The organism is Kitasatospora sp. NPDC002040, from assembly GCF_040296785.1.
In the GTDB taxonomy this organism is placed as follows: domain Bacteria; phylum Actinomycetota; class Actinomycetes; order Streptomycetales; family Streptomycetaceae; genus Kitasatospora.
The window spans coordinates 21,232-43,788 of record NZ_JBEOXV010000020.1; the positions used below are offsets into that span (position 1 = coordinate 21,232).

A 22,557-nucleotide genomic window follows, 5' to 3' on the forward strand; every position below is an offset into this window, starting at 1 on the left:
CCGGCCCGTCCTGGCCAAGAGGAGTGCGCCGGAACGCCGCCGCGCACCGCCCCGGTCGGGTGCGGGTCTACTCGTTCGGGTCCCACTCCGCGAGCCGGTCCATCGGCTCGGTGGTGCCGGTGGTCTCCAGGCGGTCGAGCGGGATGCGGTCGTAGCAGTAGAGGACCAGTTCGCTCGCGGGGCCCCGGATGGCCAGGTCACCCGGCTCCGCGTCGGCGGCGAGGGCGTCGGAGCGGATGCCGTCGGCGTTGAGGGTCAGGCGCCAGGAGCGGCCCTCGGTCGAGTGCAGGTCGATGGTCGCGGGCTTGAACGGCCAGGGGACGGTCGTCGCCGAGACGGTCGTCAGGAACTCGTCGACGCCCTCGACGGCGATCTCCGTCGGCAGCGGCTGCGCGGCACCCCGGGTGAGCTGGACGTCGTAGGTGTGGACGGCGAGCTCCTGGACCTGGTGCCGGGCCACGGCCCCGCTGGTCTCCGGAGCCTGCGAGCGGCCCCACCAAGTCCAGCAGCCGCGGTTCGGGCCGGCCGCGCGCAGGGCGTCGAGCATCAGCCCGGCCGACTCGGCGAGCCAGGCGTCGAGGGCCTCGGGGTCGCGGGGCGCGGTCGGCGCACCCGTCGGGCTCGTCTTCGCCGGGGGCTCGGCGCCCGGGCCCGCCGTGACGATGGCGGCCTGGCGGCGGCGGCCGTCGCCGAAGTGCTGCGCCAGTTCGCGCAGCGTCCAGTCCGGGCAGGTCGGGACCTGGACGTCGAGGTCGGGGGCGGACGCGATCGCGGCGCGGAACGCGGCCGAGCGGTCCTCGATCAGCCGCAGGACCTCGGGGAACTCCAAGATTTCATGCACATCGGTGGTGTATCACGGCAGTTCGGCCGACCGACAGCGAATTTGTTCCCCTCGGCCGCCGTCCCCGCGACAGGCGGCCTCGCACCGGCCCGACCGGGGACGGCAGGTCAGTCCTGCCAGTAGAAGAGCAGGGTGTCGACGTCGAGCGGGGCGCGGGTGCCGAACCAGTAGACGTGCAGGTCGGCGACCCTGACGGAGCCGGTGTCCCCGTCGATCCAGCGCAGGCCCGCTGCCGCCAGGGCCGGGCGGGCCGTGCAGTCGTCGTCCTCGCCGGAGGCGAACGGGCCGAGGGTGCTGATCCGGATCTCCTCCTCGCCGCAGCGGATCACGTGGTAGGTGCCGTCGCCCTGCCCGTTGTCCTCGCCGCAGTGCACCGGCGGGCTCGGTGCCAGTCCGGCTGCCTCCAGCGCGGCCGTCGCGCGAGTCAACCAGCCTTCCTGGCCGACCGGTTCGGGAGCGGGGGCGCACAGCGCCTCCACCCGCCAGCGCGGATCGGCTGCCGCCTGGCACTGCGGGCCGTACTCGTGCACGATCGCCCGCCGCAACTCCTCGTCCAGGCCCGCCACTTCGACCCGTGGGCTTCCCAAGTTGGCGTACAGCGAGCGCAGTTCGGCCAGGTCCTCGGTGATCCCGTACAGCGCGTACGCCGCCTGGAGCGCGGCCTCCACGGTCGGCGCCGCGGCCGCGTACGCGCGCAGCCGGCCGGGGTCGGTGAGCAGCCGGTGGGAGCGGAAGGCCACCGACCGGTCGGGGTCGGCCAGCGCGTCGGTCACGTCCTGGCCGGCCCGGTGGCGGGTCAGGACGGCGAAGTACCGGTCCTCCGGTCGCCCGTCGCCGAGCTCGGCCAGGACGGCGTCGGCTCCCGCCCGCTCGACCAGTCCGGCGAGCCCGGCCGCTCCGGTGGCCTCGTGGTGCGGCCAGGGCGAGAAGGCCAGGGTGGCGAGCTCACGTGCCGCCGTCAGGTCGCCTTGCCGTCCGCGCGCCTTGAGCACGGCGTTCCACAGGCCGTAGGAGCTGTTCTCGCGCCGGTCTTCGTGCCGCAGCCAGGGCAGCAGCTCCGTACGGTCGCCGAGCAGGTCGAGCAGGGCGATCCGCACCTCGCCGGTCTCGTGCGGGTCCCTGATCCGGGCCAGCAGGTCCGGCACCCGGCGCTCCGGTACCCGGCCGGCCAGAGCCTCGGCACAGGCCGTCCGCCGCCACCACGCGTGCTGCCGACCGGACGCGTACCGGGCCAGCTCCGCTGGCTTCAGTGCGCGCAGCCCGGCCGGGTCCGGCCGGCCCGGGTCCGGCAGCAGGTCTTCGATCGTCCGCATCCGGTGATGCTACGGCGCTGGGCGCCCGGCATGGCGGGTGCTCCGCCGGGTCCGGGACGGTGATGCTTGGCAGACGCGGCCCCTACGCGTTACAGTGCCGACAGGTAGAGATCCGACGCCGCCCCTTCGAGTGCGGGTACCGGAGCTGCCTTTCAGCGAGCGCGGGCCGATCGGTCCTGACGCCGCCGGGCTCGTTCGACAGAGCCACCGCACAGCACCATCGACTCCGCCCGGTACTCCGCCTCCGGCGGTCGGGCCGTCGATTCCTGCCGCGCCGCACCTGCCCCGCCCATGGCCACCAGGCCCGCCGGGGGGTGCCGTCAGCGCCCCGAACCTTTCTTCAGGAGTACCCATGACCACCGCCACCACCACCGAACCGACCTCCGCCACCGCCCTGGACGGCCTGCTGAAGGCCGACCTGCACCGACTCGCCTCCGACCTCGGCATCCCGGGCAACTCCCGGCTGCGCAAGAGCGAACTGGTCGAGGCGATCACCACCCGCCGACACGCCCAGGTGCCCGCACAGCCCCCCGGGCCGGACCGGGACGGCTTCCTCGCGGCCTCCGGCGTGCTGGACGTCCGCGACGGGAAGGCCTTCCTGCGCACCTCCGGCTACCTGCCCGGCCCCGACGACCTGCATGTCTCGGCCGGCCAGGTGAAGACCCTCGGCCTGCGCCGCGGCGATGTGCTGACCGGCGCCACCCGCCCGCCCGGCGGCGGTGACCGGCGTCCGCTGCTGGCCCGGATCGACACCGTCAACGGCCGCACCCCCGACGCCTCCCGCCGTCGGCCCGCCTTCCACGACCTGACGCCGCTGTACCCGCAGCAGCAGCTGAACCTGGAGACCGGGCCGCGTGAACTGACCGGCCGGGTGGTGGACTTGGTGGCCCCGATCGGCAAGGGCCAGCGCGGTCTGATCGTCGCACCGCCGAAGGCGGGCAAGACCATGGTCGTGCAGGCCATCGCGGCCGCGATCGCCCGCAACCACCCCGAGGTGCACCTGATGGTCGTCCTGGTGGACGAGCGTCCTGAGGAGGTCACCGAGATGCGGCGCTCGGTCCAGGGCGAGGTGATCGCCTCCACCTTCGACCGGCCGGCCCGCGAGCACATCGCCGTGGCCGAACTCGCCATCGAGCGCGCCAAGCGCCTGGTCGAACTCGGCCACGACGTGGTCGTGCTGCTCGACTCCATCACCCGGCTGGCCCGCGCCCACAACACCGCCGCCCCCGGCAACGGCCGCACCCTCAGCGGCGGCCTGGACTCGACGGCGCTCCAGCAGCCGAAGAAGCTCTTCGGCGCGGCCCGCAACACCGAGAACGGCGGCTCGCTCACCATCCTGGCCACCGCCCTGGTGGACACCGGCTCCCGGCTGGACGACCTGGTCTTCGAGGAGTTCAAGAGCACCGGCAACATGGAGCTCCGCCTGGACCGCCGCCTCGCCGACAAGCGCGTCTTCCCCGCCGTCGACGTCCGCGCCTCCGGCACCCGCCGCGAGGAGCTGATGCTCGGTCCCGCCCGCACCACGGCCGCCTGGACCCTGCGCCGGATCCTCGGCGCCCAGGAGTCCCAGCAGGCCACCGAACTGCTGCTGGACCGCCTGCGGAAGACCACCGGCAACGCCGACTTCCTCCGCCAGGTCGCCACCAACTCCCCGGCGGCAGCAGCGGCCTGACGGTGCCTCCGGTGGGCTCAGTCGCCGGCGCGGGGGACCAGGGTGTTCTCGCTGCGGCGGCCCGCCATGAAGTCGTCGATGTTCCGGGCCGTGGCGTCGATGATCTGGCCGACCGCGGTCTGGGTGAAGTACGCCTGATGGGACGTCACCAGCACCTGGGGGAAGGTGACCAGCCGGGCCAGGGTGTCGTCGTTGATCCCCTCCAGCGAGCGGTCGTAGAAGAAGATGCCGGTCTCCTCCTCGTAGACGTCCAGGCCGACCCCGGAGAGCTTGCCGGTGCGCAGCGCCTCCACCAGGGCGGCGGTGTCCACGAGCCCGCCCCGGCTGGAGTTGATCAGAATGGCGTCGTCCTTCATCAGGGCGAGCGCGGCCCCGTCGATCACGTGGTGGGTGTCCGGCAGCAGCGGGACGTGCAGGCTGATCAGGTCGCTCCGGGCGAGCAGCTCCTCGCGGTCGACGTAGGTCATGCCGAGGTCGAGGCAGGCCGGGTTCTGCGCGACGTCCCAGCCGAGCAGGTCGGTGCCGAATCCGTGCGCGATCCGGGCGAAGCACTCGCCGATCTTGCCGGTGCCGATCACCCCGACGGTCATGCCGTGGATGTCGCGGCCGAGCAGGCCGTCGAGCCGGAAGTCGAACTCGCGGGAGCGGTTGGCGGCCCGGGAGAGCCGTCGGTTCACCGCCAGCGCCAGCGCCCAGGCGTGCTCGGCGACCGCGTACGGGCTGTAGTACGAGACCCGGGCCACGGTGAGGCCGAGCCGGGCGGCGGCGTCCAGGTCGATGTTGTTGAAGCCGGTCGAGCGCTGGGCGATCAGCTCGGTGCCGCCCGCCGCGAGCAGGGCCAGCACCTCCGCGTCGAGCTCGCAGTTGACGCTGGTGCTGAGGGTCGGGTAGCCGGCCGCCAGCGGCGCGGTGTCCAGGTTCAGGAAGACGGAGAGTGAGCGCAGCTGGTGGCTGCCGTCGAGCGCGGCGTGCAGCAGCGGCTTCTCGTCGGACTGGACCCCGTAGGCGAGGATTTTCATCGGCTTTCCGTCCTGATCGCGGCAGCAGTCCTCTCGTACGCTAGCCGCAAGACGGGTCACGGTCCGTCAGCAACGCGCGCGGGGATTGGGCGGCGGTCGTACCGGGTTCGCCGAGGGGCACGTCCAGGGCGATGCGGGGGATGCGCAGGCGCACCGGCGTCAGGTGGGGGTTTCGGTGAGCCAGGCGCGGAGGGTGCGGGGGGTGAGTCCGTAGCGGCGTTTGAAGTCGGGGTTGCGGCGGCCGAGTTCGATCCACTGGCGCTCGGAGGCGAAGCCGCCGCGCATGATGTGGGCGAAGGCGACGTAGAAGGCGCTGAAGTCCTGCATGGGAGCGAAGCCGCAGGCCCACCAGTGGTAGCGGGTGTCGTCGGTGAGGATCAGCGCGGAGCAGATCAGGCGGTCGGTGATGGAGAGCTCCAGGACGCGCGCGTCGTCGCCGAGCGCACGGACGAAGTCCTGGAACAGGCCGGGCCGGTAGTAGTCGGAGTTGTCGTACTTGGCCGCGGTTGCCCGGGCGAGCGTGACGAAGCCGTCGAGGTCGGCGTCGGCCGGGGCCGCGGTCCGGACGGTGACGCCCGCCCGGTCGGCGGCCCGCAGGGCGCGGGCGAGGTTGCGTCGCGGCATGCCGCGCAGCCCGGCCAGGTACCCGTCGAAGTGTCCGAGGGTGGTGAGGTCCAGGCCCCAGCCGATGTCGATGTCGGCGGGGTGCAGTCCGCGGGTCGTCAGCTGCTGGGCCAAGGGGGTGGCGGCGTCCACGTTGGCCAGGCCCCACAGGTGGGCTCCCCACTGCGCGGCGAGCTGTTCGAGCGCGTCCAGGGCCGTTCGGACGGCGCTGTCGTCGGCGCCCGGACGGAGCGGCAGGACGGTGTCGAAGCAGTGCCAGACGTGGCTGATCAGGGCGGGCTGCCCGGCCGCTCGGGGGAAGTGGTCGGCGATCACGCGCATGGGGTCCACCCCGCGCTGCAGGTAGGCGGGCAGCGCGGCGACCGGCGTGCCGACAGCGTCCAGGACCAGCAGGTAGGCGGCCCGTTCGACCGCGTGCAGGGGATGGAGCTCGAACGCGCGCAGGAAGGGCCGCCGGTAGAAGACCGGGGCGCGCGCGGCCGACATCAGCTCGTCCCACTCCGGCCCCACCTCGTCGATGGCGGTGTGGACGTGGACGGTGAAGTCGGCGCCGGGGAGCGTGAAGCCACCGGCGGCGGCCATCACCGCCCTCCTGGCGCGGGGGGCGGATCGAGGGGGACCGCGATGCGCTGGTCGTTCTTGTCCACCAGCCACTGGTCGGTGTCCAGCAGCCACCACTGGTGGACCGTCAGCAGGTAGAAGCGGCGGGGGCCGTCGCCGCTGAACTCGGTGAGGGGGAGGTCGAACAGCGCCCTCGTCTCCTCGTCGGGGAAGTTGCGCCGGTAGTACCAGGAGCTCAGCTCGTCCAGCTCGGCCGGGCCGACGGCCGCCGCCGTCGCGGTGAACTGCGCACCGTCGAGGGTGAGTTCGCTGTCGAGGCCGGTGAGGAAGAGCGAGCCCGACAGGTGCGGGTCCGCCTCGATGTTGCGGGAGTGCCGGGCGCGGCGGAGCGAGTACCAGAGCAGGCGCAACGGGTCCCGCAGGGGGACGAAGTTGACGGTGGAGGCCCAGGCGCCGTCCGGGCCCGTGGTGGCCAGCGTCATGAAGCGGGCGTTCTCGATCAGGAAGTCGCTGCGCTCCCGCAGCTGCTGTTGGGTGGTCATCGCTGCTCCGCTCCTCGGACGGTCTCCACGATCGCGGCATGGGGCGCGTCGAGGTAGGGCTGGTAGAACGGGTCGCCGGCGGCGTGGCGGGAGGTCCGGTGGGCGTGCCAGCGGTGCTGCTGGAAGCCGGCTTCGGTCAGGGCCCGCTCCAGGGTCGGTGCGCTCCAGTACCGGGCGGTCAGGTGGGCGTCGTGGGAGCCGAACCGCAGGTCGAGGCCGACCGGGGCGCCGTCCTCGCGGGAGCTCTCCTGGTACATCCGGAAGCCGTAGCGGGTGTAGTGGTCGGGGTCGGGGTGGATCGGCAGGGTGAGGAACCGGCCGCCGGGCCGCAGGGCGTCGGCCGCGGTGCGGCAGAGCGCGAGGAGCTCGTCGTAGGTGGTCGCGTACGGCAGCACGTAGACCGACAGGACGAGATCGAAGGTGCCGGCCAGGGCCGGGGGCAGGTCGTCCTGGAGGTAGCGGATGCCGAAGCACTCGTGGCCCTCGCGGCGGCGGGCGTAGTCGATCATCCCGGCGGACCGGTCGAGCCCGGTCACCGTGTCGGCGCCGTTCGCGGCCAGGTACCGGCAGTAGACGCCGCTGCCACAGCCCAGATCGAGGATGCGCAGGCCCTGCGGCGGGCCGACCAGGGCGAGAACACTGGGGAATTCCAACTGCTGCCTGAACGGGAGCTCCGAGAACTCCTCGTACATCGCGGCCAACGCATCGAACGGACTCTCCGACATGTGGTGCGCTCCTTCGCTCAGCGACCCGCGCGCCCCCTCCGCCACTTATTGTTCCGGCTCGCACGGACCCCTGACAGGCGTGAACGCCAGCGCTCGGCCCACGCGTCCGGCGTGCGCGGGGACCTGCCCGCCGCCTCAGGCGGGCCTGGCCCGGACTCGACCGAGGACACCCGTGCCACCGAGCCGGGACAGCAGAAAGGCGGGCCGCTCCGTTCGGAGCGGCCCGCCTTCGGTGCAGAGCAGGCGGGGTCAGATGACGGTCTCGGCCTCGACGTAGCGCTCGGCCGGGACGGTCTTCAGGTCGGCCACCGCGTCGGCCAGCGGGACGAGCTTGATCTCGGTGCCCTGGAGCGCGGTGATGTGGCCGAAGGCGCCCTTGTGGGCGGCCTCGACGGCGTGCCAGCCGAAGCGGGTGGCGAGCACCCGGTCGTACGCGGTGGGGGTGCCGCCGCGCTGGGTGTGGCCCAGGATGACCGGCTTGGCCTCCTTGCCGAGGCGGTGCTCCAGCTCGCGGGAGAGCTGGTTGGCGATGCCGGTGAACCGCTCGTGGCCGTAGATGTCCTTCACGCCCTCCTCCCAGTGCATGGAGCCGGGCTCGGGCTTGGCGCCCTCGGCGCAGACCACGATCGCGAACTTCTTGTTGCGGTCGAAGCGCTCGCGGACCACCTCGGTCAGCTTGTCGATGTGGAACGGCCGCTCGGGCACCACGATCGCGTGCGCACCGGCCGCCATGCCCGCGTTGAGCGCGATCCAGCCGGTGTGACGGCCCATCACCTCGACCACCATGACCCGCTGGTGCGACTCGGCGGTGGTCTTCAGCCGGTCCAGCGCGTCGGTGGCCACCGAGACGGCGGTGTCGAAGCCGAAGGTGACGTCGGTGCAGGCGATGTCGTTGTCGATGGTCTTCGGGACGCCGATCACCGGCAGCCCGCCGTCGCTCATCAGCTTGGCGGCCTTCAGGGTGCCCTCGCCGCCGATCGGGATCACCGCGTCGATGCCCAGGTCGGCGCAGTACTGCTTGGCCCGCTCGACCCCGTCCCGCAGGTGGCTCGGCTGCACCCGGGAGGAGCCGAGGATGGTGCCGCCCTGGGCCAGGATGCCGCTCACCGAGTCGAGGGTGAGCGGGCGGTGGACGCCCTCCAGAAGACCGCGCCAGCCGTCCTGGAACCCGATGATCTCGTCGCCGTGGTCGACCACCCCCCGGTGGACCACGGAACGGATCACAGCGTTCAGGCCGGGGCAGTCACCGCCGCTGGTCAGCACACCAATACGCATTGCTTTGCAACTCCCGAACAGGAACCGGACGGCCGGACTTCCACCATACGGCGACTGCGTCCGACCGGGCAGGCGCCGACGTGGGTGCGTCACCTTTGGCGCACCCTCGCGGTACTGCGCCGGGCACCTAGGAGGGTGTGTGCTCGGCGTGCTCATTGTCGTACGGATCGGGCGGGTGAGTCACCACCCGCCCAACCAGCGGACGGATCAGGCGGGCTGACGGGTCGCCGCGATGCGCTCGGCGCGCAGCGCGTCGTACCAGGTGGTGTCGGCCGGCGGCAGCGCGTTCACGTCCAGCGCCAGCTTGATCAGCATGTCGGCGACGGCGGGGTTACGGGCCATCACCGGGCCGTGCAGGTAGGTGCCGAAGACGGTGTCGCGCCAGGCGCCCTCGGTGCCGTCGCCGGTGCCGTTGCCCCGGCCGACCTGGACCTGGGCCAGCGGCTTGACGCCCGGGCCCAAGTGGGTGATGCCCTGGTGGTTCTCGAAGCCGGTGAGCTGAGGGAGGTTCAGCTGGGGGTCCGTCTCCGCGAGCACGTCGCCCACGCAGCGGGCGCCCTCGCCCCGGCCGGTCCAGACGTCCAGCAGGCCCAGGCCCGGCTGGCGCTCGCCCCGGTCGTTCAGGAACTCGTGGCCGAGGATCTGGTACCCGGCGCAGACCGAGAAGATGATCGCGCCGTTCTCGGCCGCCCGGACCAGGCCCTGGTCCGCCGCCAGCCGCTCGGCCGCCAGCCGCTGCGGACGGTCCTCACCGCCGCCGATCAGGTAGATGTCGCCGCTGGTCGGCACCGCCTGGTCCGAACGGACGTCGATCCGCTGGACGTTCAGCCCGCGCTGGCGGGCCCGGCGCTCGACCACCAGGGCGTTGCCCCGGTCGCCGTAGGTGCTCAGCAGGTCCGGGTAGACCCAGACCAGGCGCAGGCTGCTCTCGCTCATCCTCTGGGACCTTCCGGACTGCGGCCGCGCCTGGGGCGGCTCGGTGGGGTAGGCAGGCGGCTCGGCGGGGTACGCGGGCGGCTGCTGGTAGGGGTTCTCCTGGTACGGGGGAGTCGCCATCAGTTCGCCACCGCCTTGCGCAGCTGCTGGAACGCGGTGTAGTTGGCGATCGCCTCGATCCGCCCGGGCGGAGCCATCCGGACCGCCTGCTCCAGCGTGTCCACCACGTGGAACTGGAGGCCCGCCACCTCGAGCCGGACCGCCAGGTCCAGCTTGCGCTGGCCCATCACGAAGATCGGGTGGCCGGAGAGCCGCTCGTAGTCCACGTCCCAGAGCCAGGAGGTGTCGGTGCCGTCCGCGTCCATCGCGTTGACCGAGAGGATCACCGGGGCCGGCGGCTGGTCGATCAGGGAGAAGGTCTCCAGCCAGCCGGCCGGGTTCTTCGCCAGCAGCAGCCGGACGTCGCGGCCCTGGTACTGCACCACGTCGTAGCGGCCGGCCACCGCCGTGACGGCCTGCATCCGCTGGAGCGCGACCTGCGGGGCGACGCCGAAGACGGCGGCCACCGCGGCCGAGCTGGTCGCGTTGGCCAGGTTGGCCCGGCCCGGCAGCTGGAGCTGGATCGGCCAGGCGCCGCGCTGCGGGTCGATCACGTGGGTGCCCTGGAGCGCCCAGTGCGGCTGCGGACGGCGGAAGCCGCAGTCCTGGCAGAACCAGTCGTCGCCGGGACGCTGCATCACACCGCCGCAGGACGGGCAGGACCAGGCGTCCTCCTTCCACGCCTGACCGGCGGCCACCCAGACCACCTTGCGGCAGGACGAGGCGGCCCAGGTCACCAGCGGGTCGTCCGCGTTGGCGATGATCACCGCGTCGGTGTCCTGGAGGCCCTCGCGCCACTTCTCGGCCATCATCCGGGTCTCGGCGGCGCGGTCCAGCTGGTCGCGGGAGAGGTTGAGCAGCGCTATGGCCTTCGGCCGGGTGTCGCGGGCGACCCCGGCGAGGTACTTCTCGTCCACCTCGATCACGCCGAACCGGGCCTCCGAACCGCCCGCGAGGGCGGCGGTGATCCCGGCGGGCATGTTGGCACCGAGGGCGTTGGAGACCACCGGGCCGGCGGCGCGCAGCGCCTCGGCGATCAGGCGGGTGGTGGTGGTCTTGCCGTTGGTCGCGCTCACCAGCACCACGTCGAGGTGGTCGGAGAGGGTTGCCAGCAGGTCGGGGTCCAGCTTGAGCGCGATCTTGCCGCCGATCACCGAGCCACTGCCCCGGCCGGCCTTCTGCGACAGGGCGGCGGCCACCCGGCCGGCCGTCACGGCGATCTTGGCGCGGGCGGGCAGCGAGGCGTCGCGTACGGCTGCGGCTTCCGAATCGGGGCCTGGCATGCTGAGTGGTTCCTCCTTGCTGCGGCGCCGCTTGCGCGGCAGGACGGGGCCAGCCTACCCACTCCGTCCCCGGCGACCGAGCAGGGGCACTTCTGACGTCCCCTCACACCCACCGGCCGGGTCAGTCCCAGGCCCCGGACGCCCGGCCGACCGGATCGTTGGCCGCCAGCCAGGACGCGGCCGCCCCGGCCTGCTCCGACGGCGGGCGGTCGTCCACCGGCAGCGGCAGCACCAGATGGCGGGCGGGCCCGTCCGGTGAGGTGTCGTGCCGGAACCGGAGCCGGACCAGCCCCGGTTCGTCGTTCTCGGCGAGGACCCACTCCAGCGTGCAGCCCCACCGGGTCAGCAGCTCCGGTTCGGCGCTCAGGCGGCGGTGCAGCGCGTCCGCCACCAGCAGCGCGGGCCAGGCCCAGGAGTCGTCGGCCTGGGCGCGGGCCACCTCGGCGTCGTACTCGGCGGCGTCGAAGCCGACCGTCCGGCCGCCGGGCTCGCGCCAGTGCACCCGGCCGTCCGCCCGCTCGCAGACGGTGCCGGGCTCGCCGTAGTGCGCCCAGCCCGGGCCCAGGCCGGCCGGGGCGATCAGGAAGTCGAAGCCCTGGTCGATGTACCGGTCGCACGGCAGCGGGACGCCGTCGACCAGGACGCAGGCGTCGAGCAGATCGCTCCAGCCCGGGTCGCCGCGGACGGTCCAGAGGTCGAGCCGGGCCGAGCCGGGGCGGGCCGGGTGACGGTACGTCAGCCGGGCCAGGGTCAGTTCCGCCCACTGCGCCCGGGCCCGGGTGAGCGGCGGGTGGGCCGTCAGCGCGTCCGCCAGGCAGCGCCGCCACCGGGGCACGTCCAGGGCGGCGAGGATCCGGTCGACGATTCCGGCGGGCTCGCCGGGGGACCAGTCCAGCCGCCAGGAGTGCCCGGTGGCCAGCTCCTGGGCCAGCTCCAGCAGCAGTGCGTACCGGTCGAAGGTGGGCGGCCAGCGCTCGGAGCGCCGCAGCAGCGCCCGGTAGGCGGGGACGGCGTCGCGGTACCGGTCGATCTGCGGCCGGTGGTGGTCCCAGCGGGACATCGCCAGCAGCGCCCGGCCCGCGTCCAGACAGGTCGACTCGTCGCTGCCCGGGTCGTCCAGCAGCTGGACCAGTCCGACCGCCTCGGCGACCCGGCGCACCTCCGCGCCCGGCATCCGCCGGAACGCGCTGACCTGGTGCAGCAGCCAGCGCCGGGCGGCGGGGGTGCTGCTCGGGCACAGCCCCCGGATCAGGGTGATCCGGTGCCGGGGCCGGAGGCGGTCGGCCAGCCAGTGCAGGTCCGAGGCCGTGCCGCCGAGCGCCGCGAGGGCGGCGCCGGCCCGGGCGGTGAACGGGCGGTACAGGGCGACGGTGCGGACCAGCGGCAGGTCGTAGGCGGTGCCGGCCCGGGCCAGCAGCTCCAGGCCGACCAGTACCGCCTGCTCCGCGGTGCCCTCCCGGACCAGCCGGCGGCCCACCGCTCCGGCCTGGGTGCGGGAGCGTTCGGCCCAGCGGCGGAGGACGGCCAGCTGATCGTCGGTCAGCTCGGGCCGGGCCTCGGGAGAAGAAGGGGAGGGCTTCCACGCAAGGGGCAACGGCCGGTCGGGGGAGTCCTGCAGCAGTCGGAGGACCTGCTCGTACAGGGGGGTCACCGGGCGGTGGGGTGCTCGATTCGACAGCTCATGCCGGGCATCCTGCCAGACCCCGGCCCGTGCCATCCCGTGGTTTCGCCGACCTGTGGCACCGGCGCTCGTCCTGGGCAGTGCTCAGAGTGCCTGTGCAGTAGGGAAGTTGGGGTCGAACGAATTCCGGTTCAGCCCCTTGGCCGGTCCATCGGCTGCTGGTACCGTCCTGGGCTTGAGAGCGCTCTCAGTGGGCCCCCACCCGATCCGTGCACGAGAGCGCTCGCCCACCCCAGTCCCATCGTGACACCTGCCGGGGGCGCCCTCCCGCCGTGCCGGTGCCGCCGTTCCGCGACCGCATCCATGGAGCAGCGCTCGCCCGTCCCGTGCCGTCGCACCCCCGCACCGCGATGAACAGGGAAGGACCCCACCCCATGAGGCTCCAGAGAACCGCTCCACGAGTCCGACCGTCACGGCAGGGCGCCCGTGGCCTCCCGCTGCTGCTGGCCGTGCTGGCGCTGCTGCTCGGCGGACTCGGCCTGGCCCCGGGGACGGCCGCCGCGGCCGACCCCGACTACACCCAGAGCGTGACCGCGACCAGCGGCACCCAGGCGAAGATCTCGTTCACCCCGACCACCGCGGCGCTCTACGTCGACGTGCACTACCTGGTGAACGCGGCCAACCAGCAGAACGTCCGGATGGTCAACGGCTCCGGCACCTGGACCCACACCGTGGGCGGCCTGGCCACCGGCAACGTGCTGGACTACTGGTTCACGTACGAGAAGAGCGGCCCCCAGTACGACACCCCGCACTTCGGCTACACCCAGGGCGGCAGCACCGGTGGCCAGGTGGCGCAGCCGGCCTTCAGCCCGGCCGGCGGGCAGTACGCCTCCGCCCAGACGGTGACCATCTCGGATGCCACCGCCGGGGCGACCATCCGCTACACCCGGGACGGATCCACGCCGAACGGCAGCTCCCCGGTGTACACCGGGCCGATCAGCGTCACCGCCAGCGGCACCGTCAAGGCCTTCGCCCAGCTGGCGGGCAGCACCGACTCCGCGGTCGCCACGGCGGTCTACACCATCGGCGGCACCCCGACCAGCTGCCCGGTGCAGTCGGACACGCCGGACTTCGGCCCCAACGTGCACATCTACGACCCGAGCATGTCCGCCGCCACCATCCAGGCCCAGCTGGACGCCCACTTCAACCAGATGAAGGACACGCTCTCGGCGCAGTTCAGCTCGAACCGGGTGGCCGACCTGTTCAAGCCGGGCACCTACAACGTCAACGACAACGTGGGCTTCTACACCTCGGTGGCGGGGCTCGGCCAGAACCCCGGTGACGTGGTCATCAACGGCAACATCACCGTGGACGCCTTCAACGCCTCGGACGCCGGCAACGCCACCCAGAACTTCTGGCGCAGCGCCGAGAACCTCGCCATCAACCCCGGTGGCGGCACCAACCGTTGGGCCGTGGCGCAGGCCGCCCCGTTCCGGCGGATCGACGTGCGCGGCAACCTGGCCCTCTACCCCGCCAGTTACGGCTGGGCCAGCGGTGGCTACGTCGCCGACAGCCGGGTCAGCGGCCAGATGGCCTCGATCTCGCAGCAGCAGTGGTACACCCGGGACAGCGGCCTCGGCAGCTGGGACGGCGGCGTCTGGAACATGGTCTTCTCCGGCGTCCAGGGCGCCCCGGCCAACACCTTCCCGACCCCGCCCGAGACGGTGCTCGCCACCACCCCGGTCTCCCGCGACGTGCCGTACCTGTACGTCGACAGTGCCAACCGCTACCGGGTCTTCCTGCCGAGCCTGCGCACCAACGCGAGCGGCCCGAGCTGGGCCGCCGGCAGCACGCCCGGCAGCTCGCTGCCGATGAGCCGGTTCTACGTGGTCAAGGCCGGGGACACCGCCGCCACCATCAACAACGCGCTCGCCCAGGGCTGCAACCTGTTCGTCACGCCCGGCGTCTACCACCTGAACCAGACGCTCAACGTCACCCGGGCCGACACGGTCGTGCTCGGCATCGGCTACCCGACCTTCGTCCCCGACAACGGCGTCAACGCGATGCAGGTCGCGGACGTCGACGGGGTCCGGCTCAAGGGCCTGCTGTTCGACGCCGGCACCACCAACTCGCAGGCGCTGCTGACCGTCGGCCCGGCCGGTTCGGCGGCGGGCCACGCGGGCAACCCGACCACGGTCCAGGACGTGTTCTTCCGGATCGGCGGCCAGGTCGCGGGCCGGGCCACCACCAGCCTGGTGGTCAACAGCAGCAACACGATCATCGACCACATCTGGGCCTGGCGGGCCGACCACGGCAATGCCGGCACCTTCGGCTGGACCGTCAACCCCGCCGACACCGGCCTGATCGTCAACGGCAACAACGTGCTCGCCACCGGCCTGTTCGTCGAGCACTACCAGAAGCACGAGGTGATCTGGAACGGCCAGGGCGGCCGGACCATCTTCTTCCAGAACGAGATGCCGTACGACGTGCCGAACCAGGCCGCCTGGAAGAGCTCGGCGTCGGTGAACGGGTACGCGGCCTACAAGGTCGGCCCCAACGTCACCACCCACGAGGCGTGGGGGCTGGGCAGTTACTGCTACTTCAACGTCAATCCGGCGGTGTCCAGCTACCACGCGTTCGAGGTGCCCAACGTGAGCGGCGTGCGGTTCCACTCGCTGCTCAGCGTCTCGCTGAACTACCAGGGCACCATCACCCACGTCATCAACGACACGGGCGCGGTCACCCCGACCGGCACCGTCCCGGTGAACGTGGTGTCCTACCCCTGATCGACCGACCCGGCCCGGGCGGGTGCGCTCCGTCAGGCACCCGCCCGGGCCGGGGGACCTGCCGGACGGTTCATCCCTGCGCGGAGCCTGACGGTCCGTCACCTGTGCCGACGGCGGCGGGGATGCGGACCACGGCGGTGGGGGAGGTGCGCCGGTGGCGTTCCTCCCAGGTCTCCAGGGCGCTCCGGCAGGCGTGGTCGAGGTGACGCAGACCGGTGAGGTCGAGCTGGACGGCGCGGTCGGCCGGCAGGTGTTCGAGGGCTTCCAGCAGGCGCGGGAGCCGGAGGAAAGTGGCGTTGCCGCTGAGGCTGACGCGTATCGGGCCGTCGGCCTCCTGCTCGGTGACCTCGACCTGGAGGTGGGAGGTCTCCCAGGCGGACCTGAGGACCGAGAGGAGCAGGCCGAGCAGGACGCCCTCGAAGAGGTTGGTGGTGACGATGGCGAGGGCGGTGACGACCAGGATCAGCGCCTCGTGGCGGTGCGAACGCCACAGCACCAGAAGGGACTTGACGGGGATGAGCTTGGCCCCGGCGTGCACCAGGACGCCGGCCAGCGCGGCCAGCGGGATGATCGTGAGGGCGGCGGGGAGCAGGGCGGCGAAGAGCAGCAGCCAGAGGCCGTGCAGGACGCGGCTGGCCTTGGTACGGGCGCCGGCCTGGACGTTGGCGGCGCTGCGGACGATGACGGCGGTCATCGGGAGGGCGCCGAGCAGGCCGCAGACGGTGTTCCCGGCGCCCTGGGCGAGCAGTTCCCGGTCGTACTGCGTGCGGGGTCCGTCGTGCAGGCGGTCGACCGCGGCGGCGCTGAACAGGCTTTCGGCGGAGGCGATCAGCGCGAAGGCGAGCACCGTGCCGAGCGCCGCGACGCTGCCGAGCGCCGCCAGGTCGGAGGAGTCGGGCAGGCTGATCACCCCGGCCAGGCCGGCCACGTCCACCTTGGCCACCGGGAGGCCGAACAGGGCGGTGGCGGCGGTGGCCCCCGCGACGGCGGCCAGCGGTCCCGGCACCGTGCGGACCGGGCCGGGCAGTCTGGGCCAGAGGACCAGGACGGCCACCGTGCCGGCGCCGACCGCCGCTGCGGTGAGCGAGGCCCGGGAGGAGAGGGTGTCGGCGACCAGGCCCGGCAGTCCGGTCAGCTTGGCGAGGCCGTCGGCGGGTGCCTTGACGTCCGCCATGGCGTAGAGCTGGCCGGCGATCAGCACCAGGCCGATGCCGGCCAGCATGCCCTGCACCACGGAGACCGAGATGGCCCGGAAGAGTCGGCCCAACCGGGCTGCTCCCATGGCGAGTTGGATCAGGCCGGCGGCGGCGGTGATCACCCCGAGGGTGCCCAGCCCATGCTCCTGCACGGCGCCGTACACCAGTACGGTGAGGCCGGCCGCAGGGCCGGAGACCTGGAGGCTGCTGCCGGGCAGGAGGCCGGTCAGCAGACCGCCCACGATGCCGGTGACCAGGCCGAGTTCGGCCGGGACGCCGGAGGCCACGGCCACGCCGACGCAGAGCGGCAGCGCGACCAGGAAGACGACCAGGGAGGCGGGTAAGTCCGCCTTGAGCGTGGCGAGTCGGTACGGGCGGGCCGGCCGCCGGGGCACGGACTGACGGGGCATCGGGTCCTCACGAGGGTGTTCACGCGGGGCGTGGGGCAGACGGGGAGGGCCGGATCGGCGCTAGAGCGGCAGGAACAGGCCGCTCTCCGGACGGTGCGAGAGCACCAGGCCGGTGTGGATCTCGTAGAACCAGCCGTGCAGTCTGATCCGGCCCTCCGCCAGGCGCCGGGTGATCCCCGGGTACTCGCGCAGGCGGGCGAGTTGGGCCAGCACGTGCCGCTGCACCGGCCCGGCCACGGTCGGGTCGAAGGTCTCGGCCTCGCTGCCGGAGCGCAGCGCCCGGTGGTCGGCGGTGCGGAGCCAGGCCTCCAGGGCCGGGACCAGGCTGAGGTCGTCGCCGCGCACCACGGCGCCGACCGCTCCGCAGTGCGAGTGGCCGCAGACCACGATGTCGCGCACGCCCAGCACCTCGACGGCGTACTCGATGGTCGCGGTCTCGCCCGAGCCGGCCGTCGGGTCGTAGCCGGGGACGATGTTGCCGGCGGTGCGGAGCTCGAACAGGTCACCGGGGTCGGCGCCGGTGATCAGGCTGGGCACCACCCGGGAGTCGGAGCAGGTGATGAAGAGCGCCTGCGGGGACTGGCCGGCGGCGAGGCCGGTGAGTTCGCGGCCGGACTCCCCGGCGCGTCGGGGGAAGGCACGGGCTCGGTCGATCAGCGGTTCCATGGGATGCCTCCTGCGGCCGCTCCCGCGCTTGGTGCTGCGGGAGCGTGGTCGGAGCGGGCAGTCGGGTACGCCGGGGCAGGTCGGAGCTCACTGGCGGTGTACGTCCGGTGACCTGACGTTGCGTCAAGACTCAGTAAAGCACGAGTATGTACCAGTCAAAGTGGCGTCCTGGGGAGGAGGTGTGTTCGTGCGGTTAACATCTTGTTGCTGACGGTCACCCCCGGGCGTGACCGCACGCGCCGGGCGGTCTGTCCACGTGCCAGCAGTACGGCCCCGCCCGGAGCCTTCCCGGGCGGGGCCGTACTGGTGCGCGACGGTCAGCGGCTGGGCCAGGGGGTGGGGAGCTCCTCGGTGGCTTCGGAGAGGTGGGCGGTGATGACCAGGGTGCCGTCCTCGACCTGGTAGTCGAGGGGGGCGGAGAGGCGCCGCATGGTGGAGATCAGGCCGGTGTTGGAGGCGTGGGTGACGGCGTAGACGGTGGGGACGCCCGCTTCGAGGGCCAGTGCGGCCATCCGGCGGAGCAGGTCGACGCCGAGCCCGCGGCGCTGCCAGGCGTCCTCGACCAGCAGGGCGATCTCGGCGGAGTCGTCGTCCCACATCAGGTGGGCGAGCGCGACGATCCGGCCGTCGGAGGTCTCGACCGCGAGGGTCTGGCCGTGCCGGGGGTCGAGCAGGTGGTCGAGGTAGCGGTCGGCGTCCTTGACCGGGCCGTGGTAGCGCTTGCGGAGGGCGTCGGAGGAGCACCGGCCGTGCATGGCCAGGGCGGCGGCCTTGTCGTCGGCGTCGGCCCGACGGACCGTCAGGTCGGCCCCGGCGGGGAGGGTGAGCCGGGCCTCGACCCGGGGGACCCGGGGGCCGAGCAGGGAGTCCAGCTCGACCAGGGCCTGGGCCCGGGCGAACTCGGTCGGGGTGAACGGCAGGTGCGGGCGGCTGAGCTCGATCAGGTCGCCTGAGGGGACGGGCAGCCGCATCACGTGGCCGTCGATCCCGGCCAGGGCCTTGGCGCCGCCGTTCGGGAACTGCCGGATCGTGCACCGGCCGAACAGCCGCCGCAGCGCGACCGGCAGCTCGGCGGCGTCCAGCGCCGTCCGGGTGGCCAGGGCCAGCACGTGGGTCGGCTCGTCGACCAGGTCGTGGGCGTCGGCCTGCTCGGTCCAGATGTCCCGGCCGCCGCCGGCCGCGACGGCCCTGGTCAGGTCGGTCCGGCTGAGCACCTGCGGGGCGCGGACCAGGAACTCGTCGACGGCACCGATCGGCAGCGGGTGGGTCTGCATCGAGACGATGCTGACCTGCTGTCCGGCCAGGGCGGTGCAGATCCGGGCCAGGCTGCCGGGGGAGTCGGAGACGGTGGCGCGCAGCCGCCACAGCGCGGTCTGCTCGAAGTCGCGCAGCGGCCCGGTCACCTCGGCCGGCTCCGCTCCCGGCGGTGCGGCCGGGTCGGGTGCGGGCGGCCCGTGCGGGTGCCGGTGTGCCCACCAGGTGTGGAACACGGCCGTGGCGACCAGGGCGAGCGCCGAGGCGACCAGCAGGACCGGGCCGTCGTGGCCGTGCACCACGGTGTTGGCGACCAGGTCGGCGGCCGCCACGGCGACGAAGACCGCGGCGAGTTCGGTGGTGTCGCGGCGCCAGCGGTGGTTGCGGGCGCTGCGGCGCTGGGCGCGGGAGGGCTGGGAGGAAGTGTCCATGTGAGCATGGTGCTCTTCCGGTGTTTCGCGATCACGAATCCCCCGTGACCTGTTGGTAAATGTCTTCGGATGGCATCCGAACCGCCTCCCCTCAGATCAAGAACCGGTCGGACGCCCCGTCAGTTCCCGCCCGGCCGACCTGACTTCCGCCAGCAGCAGTTCCAGGTCGTCCTCGGTGGTGGCGGCGTTCAGCAGACAGGCGCGGAGCATCTCGTGCCCCTGGTAGAGCGCGCCCGTGACAAAGGCCTGCCCGCGCAGCTGGACGGCGACCGGCAGGTCGCGGTTGACGGCGTCGGTCCGGGCCGGGTCGGCCGGCAGGTAGCGGAAGGCGACGATCGAGGTGTGCACCGGGGCGAGCAGCTCCAGCTCCGGGTCGGCCTCGACCAGGGCGCCCAGGTGCCGGGCCAGCTCGGTGCAGCGGGCGATGTCGGCGACCAGTCCGGCCCGGCCGCGGTGGGCGATGGTGGCCCAGACCTTGAGCGAGCGGAACGGACGGGTCTGCTCCATCCCGTACTCGGAGAACCAGCCGAGCGCGCCGGCCGCCTCGTCGCGCAGGTAGGAGGGGACCAGGCTGAAGGTGCCGCGCAGCTCGTCGGCGTCGCGGACCAGGGCGCAGCCGCAGTCCACCGGGACGCCGAGCCACTTGTGCGGGTCGAGGGCGAGCGAGTCGGCCCGGTCCAGGCCGGCGTACCGGTCCGCGATGGCGGGGTCCAGCACGCCGAAGGCGCCGTACGCGCCGTCCACGTGCAGCCACAGGCCCTCGGCCTCGCAGACGTCGGCGATCGGGTCGAAGGCGTCCACCACGCCGGTGCCGACGGTGCCGGCGGAGGCGACCGCGAGGAAGGGCAGCAGCCCGGCCGCCCGGTCGGCGGCCACGGCCTCGGCCAGGGCGGCCGGGTCGAGCCGGCCGTCGGCGTCGGTGGCGACGGTGCGCAGGTGCCGGCTGCCCAGGCCGAGCAGCTCGACGGCCTTGCGGACGCAGGAGTGGGTCTCGGCGGTGGCGTACGCGACCAGCGGCGGCAGCCCGGCCAGGCCGTCCTCGCGCAGGTCGTGGCCGGCCAGGCGGGCGGCCCGGTTCCGGGCGGCGGCCAGGCAGAGGATGGTGGCCATCGAGGTGCCCGAGGTGAGGATGCCGCCGCCGGCCGGGTGCGGGAAGCCGACCAGCTCGGCGATCCAGCGGACCACGGCCCGCTCCAGGTGGACGTCGGCGTGGTCGCCGCCGGCCGAGCTGGGGTTCATCGCGGCGGCGGCCAGGGTGGCCAGCACCCCGGCCGGGGCGGGGGCGGAGTTGACCCAGCCGAAGAAGCGGGGGTGGCCGTTGCCCATCGGGGCGGTCATCACCTGACGGCCGATCACGTCCAGCAGGCCCTCCAGCGGCATGCCCTCGACGGGCAGCGGGAGGTCCAGCAGTGCCTGCCGGTCGGCCGGGTCCATCGGCTGCCAGACCGGCCGCCCGGGCACCGCTTCGAGGTAGTCGGAGACCAGCTCGGCGGTGGCCCGGGCGGCGGTGCGGAAGTCGTCGGGGGAGGTGTCGTTCACAGTGCTGCTCCATCAGAGGTCATGGAGGCACGGCTTCCTCGGCGCACCCGGTAGGGAAACCTTAGTCGAGAGTGCTGGAAAGGCCCCCTGCGCTGCGGCAGTAACCGGCGATCTCCTTGTTGGTGATCTTCGAGCAGAGCCGGGCGCCCGCGCCGGCCTCGGTGTAGTTGACGGTGTAGTAGCTCATCAGGCCCTGGGTGCAGGCCTTGCGCTGCCAGGAGTCGGCGGCGGTGGCGCACTGGTTGGCGGCCCAGTCCTCGCGGTCCAGGTTGTACTTCATGGTCCGGGAGCCGACGCCCCGGCTGCAGTCGTTGGCACCGCCGCTGGCCTGGCCGTTGAGGCACCACTTGAGTGCGTCGGCGAAGACGTTCTCGTGGTTGGCGTAGTCGTGCGAGCTCAGGTAGAAGGTCGGCGCGTAGAAGAAGCAGGCCGACTGGAACAGCGAGGGCTGGTCCTTGCAGGGGTAGAGCGGGTCCTTGGCCAGCGCGGCGGGGTCGAGGTTGGCCTTGGCCTTCTCGTCCTCCTCGTCCGGGCCGAACAGCTGCATGAACAGGCCCTCGGAGCAGGTGATCTTCCGGCTGTCGGTGGGGAACTTGTTGCACAGTGCGCGGGCCTTGGCCACGTCCTGCTTGGCGACGAACATGGTGCCGTGGCCGACGCCGTGGATGCACGGGCCCTTGTTGGCCGGGGCGCAGAGCTTGAGCAGGTCCTCCTCCGGGTTGGCGGAGGCGTTCAGCATCTCCTCGACCGCGCCGTGCAGGTAGCCCGCCGCGCAGGTCTCGTGCGGGAAGGAGATGACCTTCTGGAAGTCCGCGTGGTAGCGCTTGACCGCGGTGTGCCCGAGCTCGTGCGCGATCGGGTGGCAGAACCGGACGGTGTAGGGGAGCTTCTTGCTGATCGCGTCCAGCTCGGCCAGCGCGACGCCCGGGTCGGTGGCCTCCATCTTGGCCATCAGCTTGTTGCGCAGGGTGGAGCGGGTCCACACGGCCGGGTCGCCGGTCGGGCTGGGGGAGGCGGCCGGGCCGCTGCTCTGGCCCGGGGCGGGGGCGCCCGGCTGGGCCGGGGCCGCGACCGGTGCGGCGGTCTGCGGGGTCCACTGGGTGACGGCCACCGCGCCGAGCCCGAGGATGCCGAGCAGGAACGCGGTGATGATCGCGAAGAGTCGCGGTTGCATGAGCTGTGGTCCCCCGGCGGATCGCTTCGGACGGTTGCGTCTCCCATCCTGGCGTTCCTCGTCCGAAACTGAACGTTTCTGACGGCCATTCGGGATGTGTCGGCCAGGCCGTTCCCCGAGCGGCCGACTGGTCAACGAGGGAGAGCGCCCCCCGGTCACCAAATGCACACACTCTCACAGGACGCGCACGGACCGTCCCCCGGGGCCGCCCGGAGCCGAACGCGGGAAGTCCTGCCCGATTTCGGGCAGGATTCTTGGAGTCAGCGCGTTCGACGCCTAGGCTCCCCTCTCGTGCCCGTCTCACCACACCCTCACGAAGACCTGCTCGCGCACCTCACCCGGACCACCCCGCTGGGGCCCGGCGAGGCGGCGCGGGTGATCGCGGAGGTGCTGGCGTACTTCTCCGAGAGCACCGAGGAGTACGTCCGCCGCCGCCACGGTGAGCTGCAGGCGCGGGGCCTGACCAACGAGAAGATCTTCGCCCGGCTGGCCGGTGAGCTCACCGCTCGCCGGGTCGCGGCGCCCGAGCTGACCGCCCGTCAGCTGCGCCGGATCGTCTACGGCTGAGCCCGCCCCACCCGAAGCGACGT

Annotated in this window: 17 protein-coding genes and 1 pseudogene; 3 read left to right on the plus strand and 15 right to left on the minus strand. The window is 72.9% G+C overall.

What is annotated here, in order from left to right; translation table 11 throughout:
• Window positions 1-67: 67 nt before the first annotated feature.
• Both ABT118_RS28880 and ABT118_RS28885 read right to left on the minus strand, forming a co-directional pair.
• Window positions 68-841: a maleylpyruvate isomerase family mycothiol-dependent enzyme gene (locus ABT118_RS28880; protein ID WP_350675185.1), complete on the minus strand. Its 774-nt coding sequence runs from the start codon at window positions 839-841 to the stop codon at window positions 68-70.
• 107 nt (window positions 842-948) lie between these two features.
• The gene (locus ABT118_RS28885) at window positions 949-2,154 is read right to left on the minus strand and encodes a hypothetical protein (RefSeq protein ID WP_350675187.1); all 1,206 of its coding nucleotides are present in this window, start codon (window positions 2,152-2,154) and stop codon (window positions 949-951) included.
• A gap of 397 nt (window positions 2,155-2,551) precedes the next feature.
• Here ABT118_RS28885 and rho point away from each other — a divergent pair.
• Window positions 2,552-3,826 (plus strand): annotated as a pseudogene (gene rho, locus ABT118_RS28890) (transcription termination factor Rho); the annotation flags it as partial.
• Between the two features lie 17 nt (window positions 3,827-3,843).
• Here the strand turns inward: rho and ABT118_RS28895 are convergent.
• The 8 genes from ABT118_RS28895 to ABT118_RS28930 all read right to left on the minus strand — a co-directional run bounded on the left by ABT118_RS28895 (window position 3,844) and on the right by ABT118_RS28930 (window position 12,541).
• Window positions 3,844-4,845 (minus strand): 2-hydroxyacid dehydrogenase, encoded by a 1,002-nt coding sequence (locus ABT118_RS28895; protein ID WP_350675191.1) that lies wholly within the window; start codon window positions 4,843-4,845, stop codon window positions 3,844-3,846.
• 159 nt (window positions 4,846-5,004) lie between these two features.
• Window positions 5,005-6,051 (minus strand): GNAT family N-acetyltransferase, encoded by a 1,047-nt coding sequence (locus ABT118_RS28900; protein WP_350675193.1) that lies wholly within the window; start codon window positions 6,049-6,051, stop codon window positions 5,005-5,007.
• Window positions 6,051-6,572, minus strand: coding sequence for a pyridoxamine 5'-phosphate oxidase family protein (locus tag ABT118_RS28905; protein WP_350675195.1), 522 nt, complete (start codon window positions 6,570-6,572; stop codon window positions 6,051-6,053). Before ABT118_RS28905 ends, ABT118_RS28900 begins: the two co-directional genes overlap by 1 nt.
• Window positions 6,569-7,297: a class I SAM-dependent methyltransferase gene (locus ABT118_RS28910; protein ID WP_350675197.1), complete on the minus strand. Its 729-nt coding sequence runs from the start codon at window positions 7,295-7,297 to the stop codon at window positions 6,569-6,571. Before ABT118_RS28910 ends, ABT118_RS28905 begins: the two co-directional genes overlap by 4 nt.
• A 249-nt stretch (window positions 7,298-7,546) precedes the next feature.
• A complete protein-coding gene (locus ABT118_RS28915) occupies window positions 7,547-8,572 on the minus strand; it encodes a 6-phosphofructokinase (RefSeq protein WP_350675199.1) in 1,026 nt (341 codons plus the stop codon).
• Window positions 8,573-8,779: 207 nt separating this feature from the next.
• Complete coding sequence (locus tag ABT118_RS28920) at window positions 8,780-9,508, minus strand: type 1 glutamine amidotransferase (protein ID WP_350675201.1); 729 nt, start codon at window positions 9,506-9,508, stop codon at window positions 8,780-8,782.
• 119 nt (window positions 9,509-9,627) lie between these two features.
• Window positions 9,628-10,890, minus strand: coding sequence for a MurT ligase domain-containing protein (locus tag ABT118_RS28925; protein WP_350675203.1), 1,263 nt, complete (start codon window positions 10,888-10,890; stop codon window positions 9,628-9,630).
• A 121-nt stretch (window positions 10,891-11,011) separates the two neighbouring features.
• The gene (locus ABT118_RS28930; protein ID WP_350675206.1) at window positions 11,012-12,541 is read right to left on the minus strand and encodes a hypothetical protein; all 1,530 of its coding nucleotides are present in this window, start codon (window positions 12,539-12,541) and stop codon (window positions 11,012-11,014) included.
• 404 nt (window positions 12,542-12,945) lie between these two features.
• Here ABT118_RS28930 and ABT118_RS28935 point away from each other — a divergent pair, with 404 nt between their 5' ends.
• Window positions 12,946-15,297 carry a pectate lyase-like domain-containing protein gene (locus ABT118_RS28935; protein ID WP_502884711.1) on the plus strand — a complete coding sequence of 784 codons (2,352 nt, stop codon included), beginning with the start codon at window positions 12,946-12,948 and terminating at the stop codon, window positions 15,295-15,297.
• Window positions 15,298-15,367: 70 nt separating this feature from the next.
• On the opposite strand, the gene ABT118_RS28940 is transcribed toward ABT118_RS28935, so the two are convergent.
• From ABT118_RS28940 to ABT118_RS28960, 5 genes are all read right to left on the minus strand, one after another.
• Entirely contained in the window at window positions 15,368-16,903 is a 1,536-nt protein-coding gene (locus tag ABT118_RS28940) for a SulP family inorganic anion transporter (protein WP_350675208.1), read from the minus strand.
• Window positions 16,904-16,963: 60 nt separating this feature from the next.
• Window positions 16,964-17,569, minus strand: a complete 606-nt coding sequence (locus ABT118_RS28945; protein ID WP_350675210.1) for a carbonic anhydrase — start codon at window positions 17,567-17,569, stop codon at window positions 16,964-16,966.
• Window positions 17,570-17,886: 317 nt separating this feature from the next.
• Complete coding sequence (locus ABT118_RS28950) at window positions 17,887-19,254, minus strand: GNAT family N-acetyltransferase (protein WP_350675212.1); 1,368 nt, start codon at window positions 19,252-19,254, stop codon at window positions 17,887-17,889.
• A 96-nt stretch (window positions 19,255-19,350) separates the two neighbouring features.
• The gene (locus ABT118_RS28955) at window positions 19,351-20,793 is read right to left on the minus strand and encodes a pyridoxal phosphate-dependent decarboxylase family protein (RefSeq protein ID WP_350675215.1); all 1,443 of its coding nucleotides are present in this window, start codon (window positions 20,791-20,793) and stop codon (window positions 19,351-19,353) included.
• A gap of 61 nt (window positions 20,794-20,854) precedes the next feature.
• Window positions 20,855-21,967 carry a hypothetical protein gene (locus tag ABT118_RS28960; RefSeq protein WP_350675217.1) on the minus strand — a complete coding sequence of 371 codons (1,113 nt, stop codon included), beginning with the start codon at window positions 21,965-21,967 and terminating at the stop codon, window positions 20,855-20,857.
• Between the two features lie 291 nt (window positions 21,968-22,258).
• On the opposite strand from ABT118_RS28960, the gene ABT118_RS28965 reads away from it, so the two are divergent.
• Window positions 22,259-22,534 carry a hypothetical protein gene (locus ABT118_RS28965; RefSeq protein ID WP_350675219.1) on the plus strand — a complete coding sequence of 92 codons (276 nt, stop codon included), beginning with the start codon at window positions 22,259-22,261 and terminating at the stop codon, window positions 22,532-22,534.
• Window positions 22,535-22,557 lie beyond the last annotated feature (23 nt).

What these genes read in the sequence shown, in the direction of transcription:
- ABT118_RS28925 (WP_350675203.1), bottom strand. Translation starts at nt 10,890, where the DNA reads ATGCCAGGCCCCGATTCGGAAGCCGCAGCCGTACGCGACGCCTCGCTG.
- ABT118_RS28950 (WP_350675212.1), bottom strand. Translation starts at nt 19,254, where the DNA reads ATGGACACTTCCTCCCAGCCCTCCCGCGCCCAGCGCCGCAGCGCCCGC.
- ABT118_RS28915 (WP_350675199.1), bottom strand. Translation starts at nt 8,572, where the DNA reads ATGCGTATTGGTGTGCTGACCAGCGGCGGTGACTGCCCCGGCCTGAAC.
- ABT118_RS28895 (WP_350675191.1), bottom strand. Translation starts at nt 4,845, where the DNA reads ATGAAAATCCTCGCCTACGGGGTCCAGTCCGACGAGAAGCCGCTGCTG.
- ABT118_RS28900 (WP_350675193.1), bottom strand. Translation starts at nt 6,051, where the DNA reads ATGGCCGCCGCCGGTGGCTTCACGCTCCCCGGCGCCGACTTCACCGTC.
- ABT118_RS28940 (WP_350675208.1), bottom strand. Translation starts at nt 16,903, where the DNA reads ATGCCCCGTCAGTCCGTGCCCCGGCGGCCGGCCCGCCCGTACCGACTC.
- ABT118_RS28960 (WP_350675217.1), bottom strand. Translation starts at nt 21,967, where the DNA reads ATGCAACCGCGACTCTTCGCGATCATCACCGCGTTCCTGCTCGGCATC.
- ABT118_RS28905 (WP_350675195.1), bottom strand. Translation starts at nt 6,572, where the DNA reads ATGACCACCCAACAGCAGCTGCGGGAGCGCAGCGACTTCCTGATCGAG.
- ABT118_RS28935 (WP_502884711.1), top strand. Translation starts at nt 12,946, where the DNA reads ATGAGGCTCCAGAGAACCGCTCCACGAGTCCGACCGTCACGGCAGGGC.
- ABT118_RS28885 (WP_350675187.1), bottom strand. Translation starts at nt 2,154, where the DNA reads ATGCGGACGATCGAAGACCTGCTGCCGGACCCGGGCCGGCCGGACCCG.
- ABT118_RS28910 (WP_350675197.1), bottom strand. Translation starts at nt 7,297, where the DNA reads ATGTCGGAGAGTCCGTTCGATGCGTTGGCCGCGATGTACGAGGAGTTC.
- ABT118_RS28920 (WP_350675201.1), bottom strand. Translation starts at nt 9,508, where the DNA reads ATGAGCGAGAGCAGCCTGCGCCTGGTCTGGGTCTACCCGGACCTGCTG.
- ABT118_RS28945 (WP_350675210.1), bottom strand. Translation starts at nt 17,569, where the DNA reads ATGGAACCGCTGATCGACCGAGCCCGTGCCTTCCCCCGACGCGCCGGG.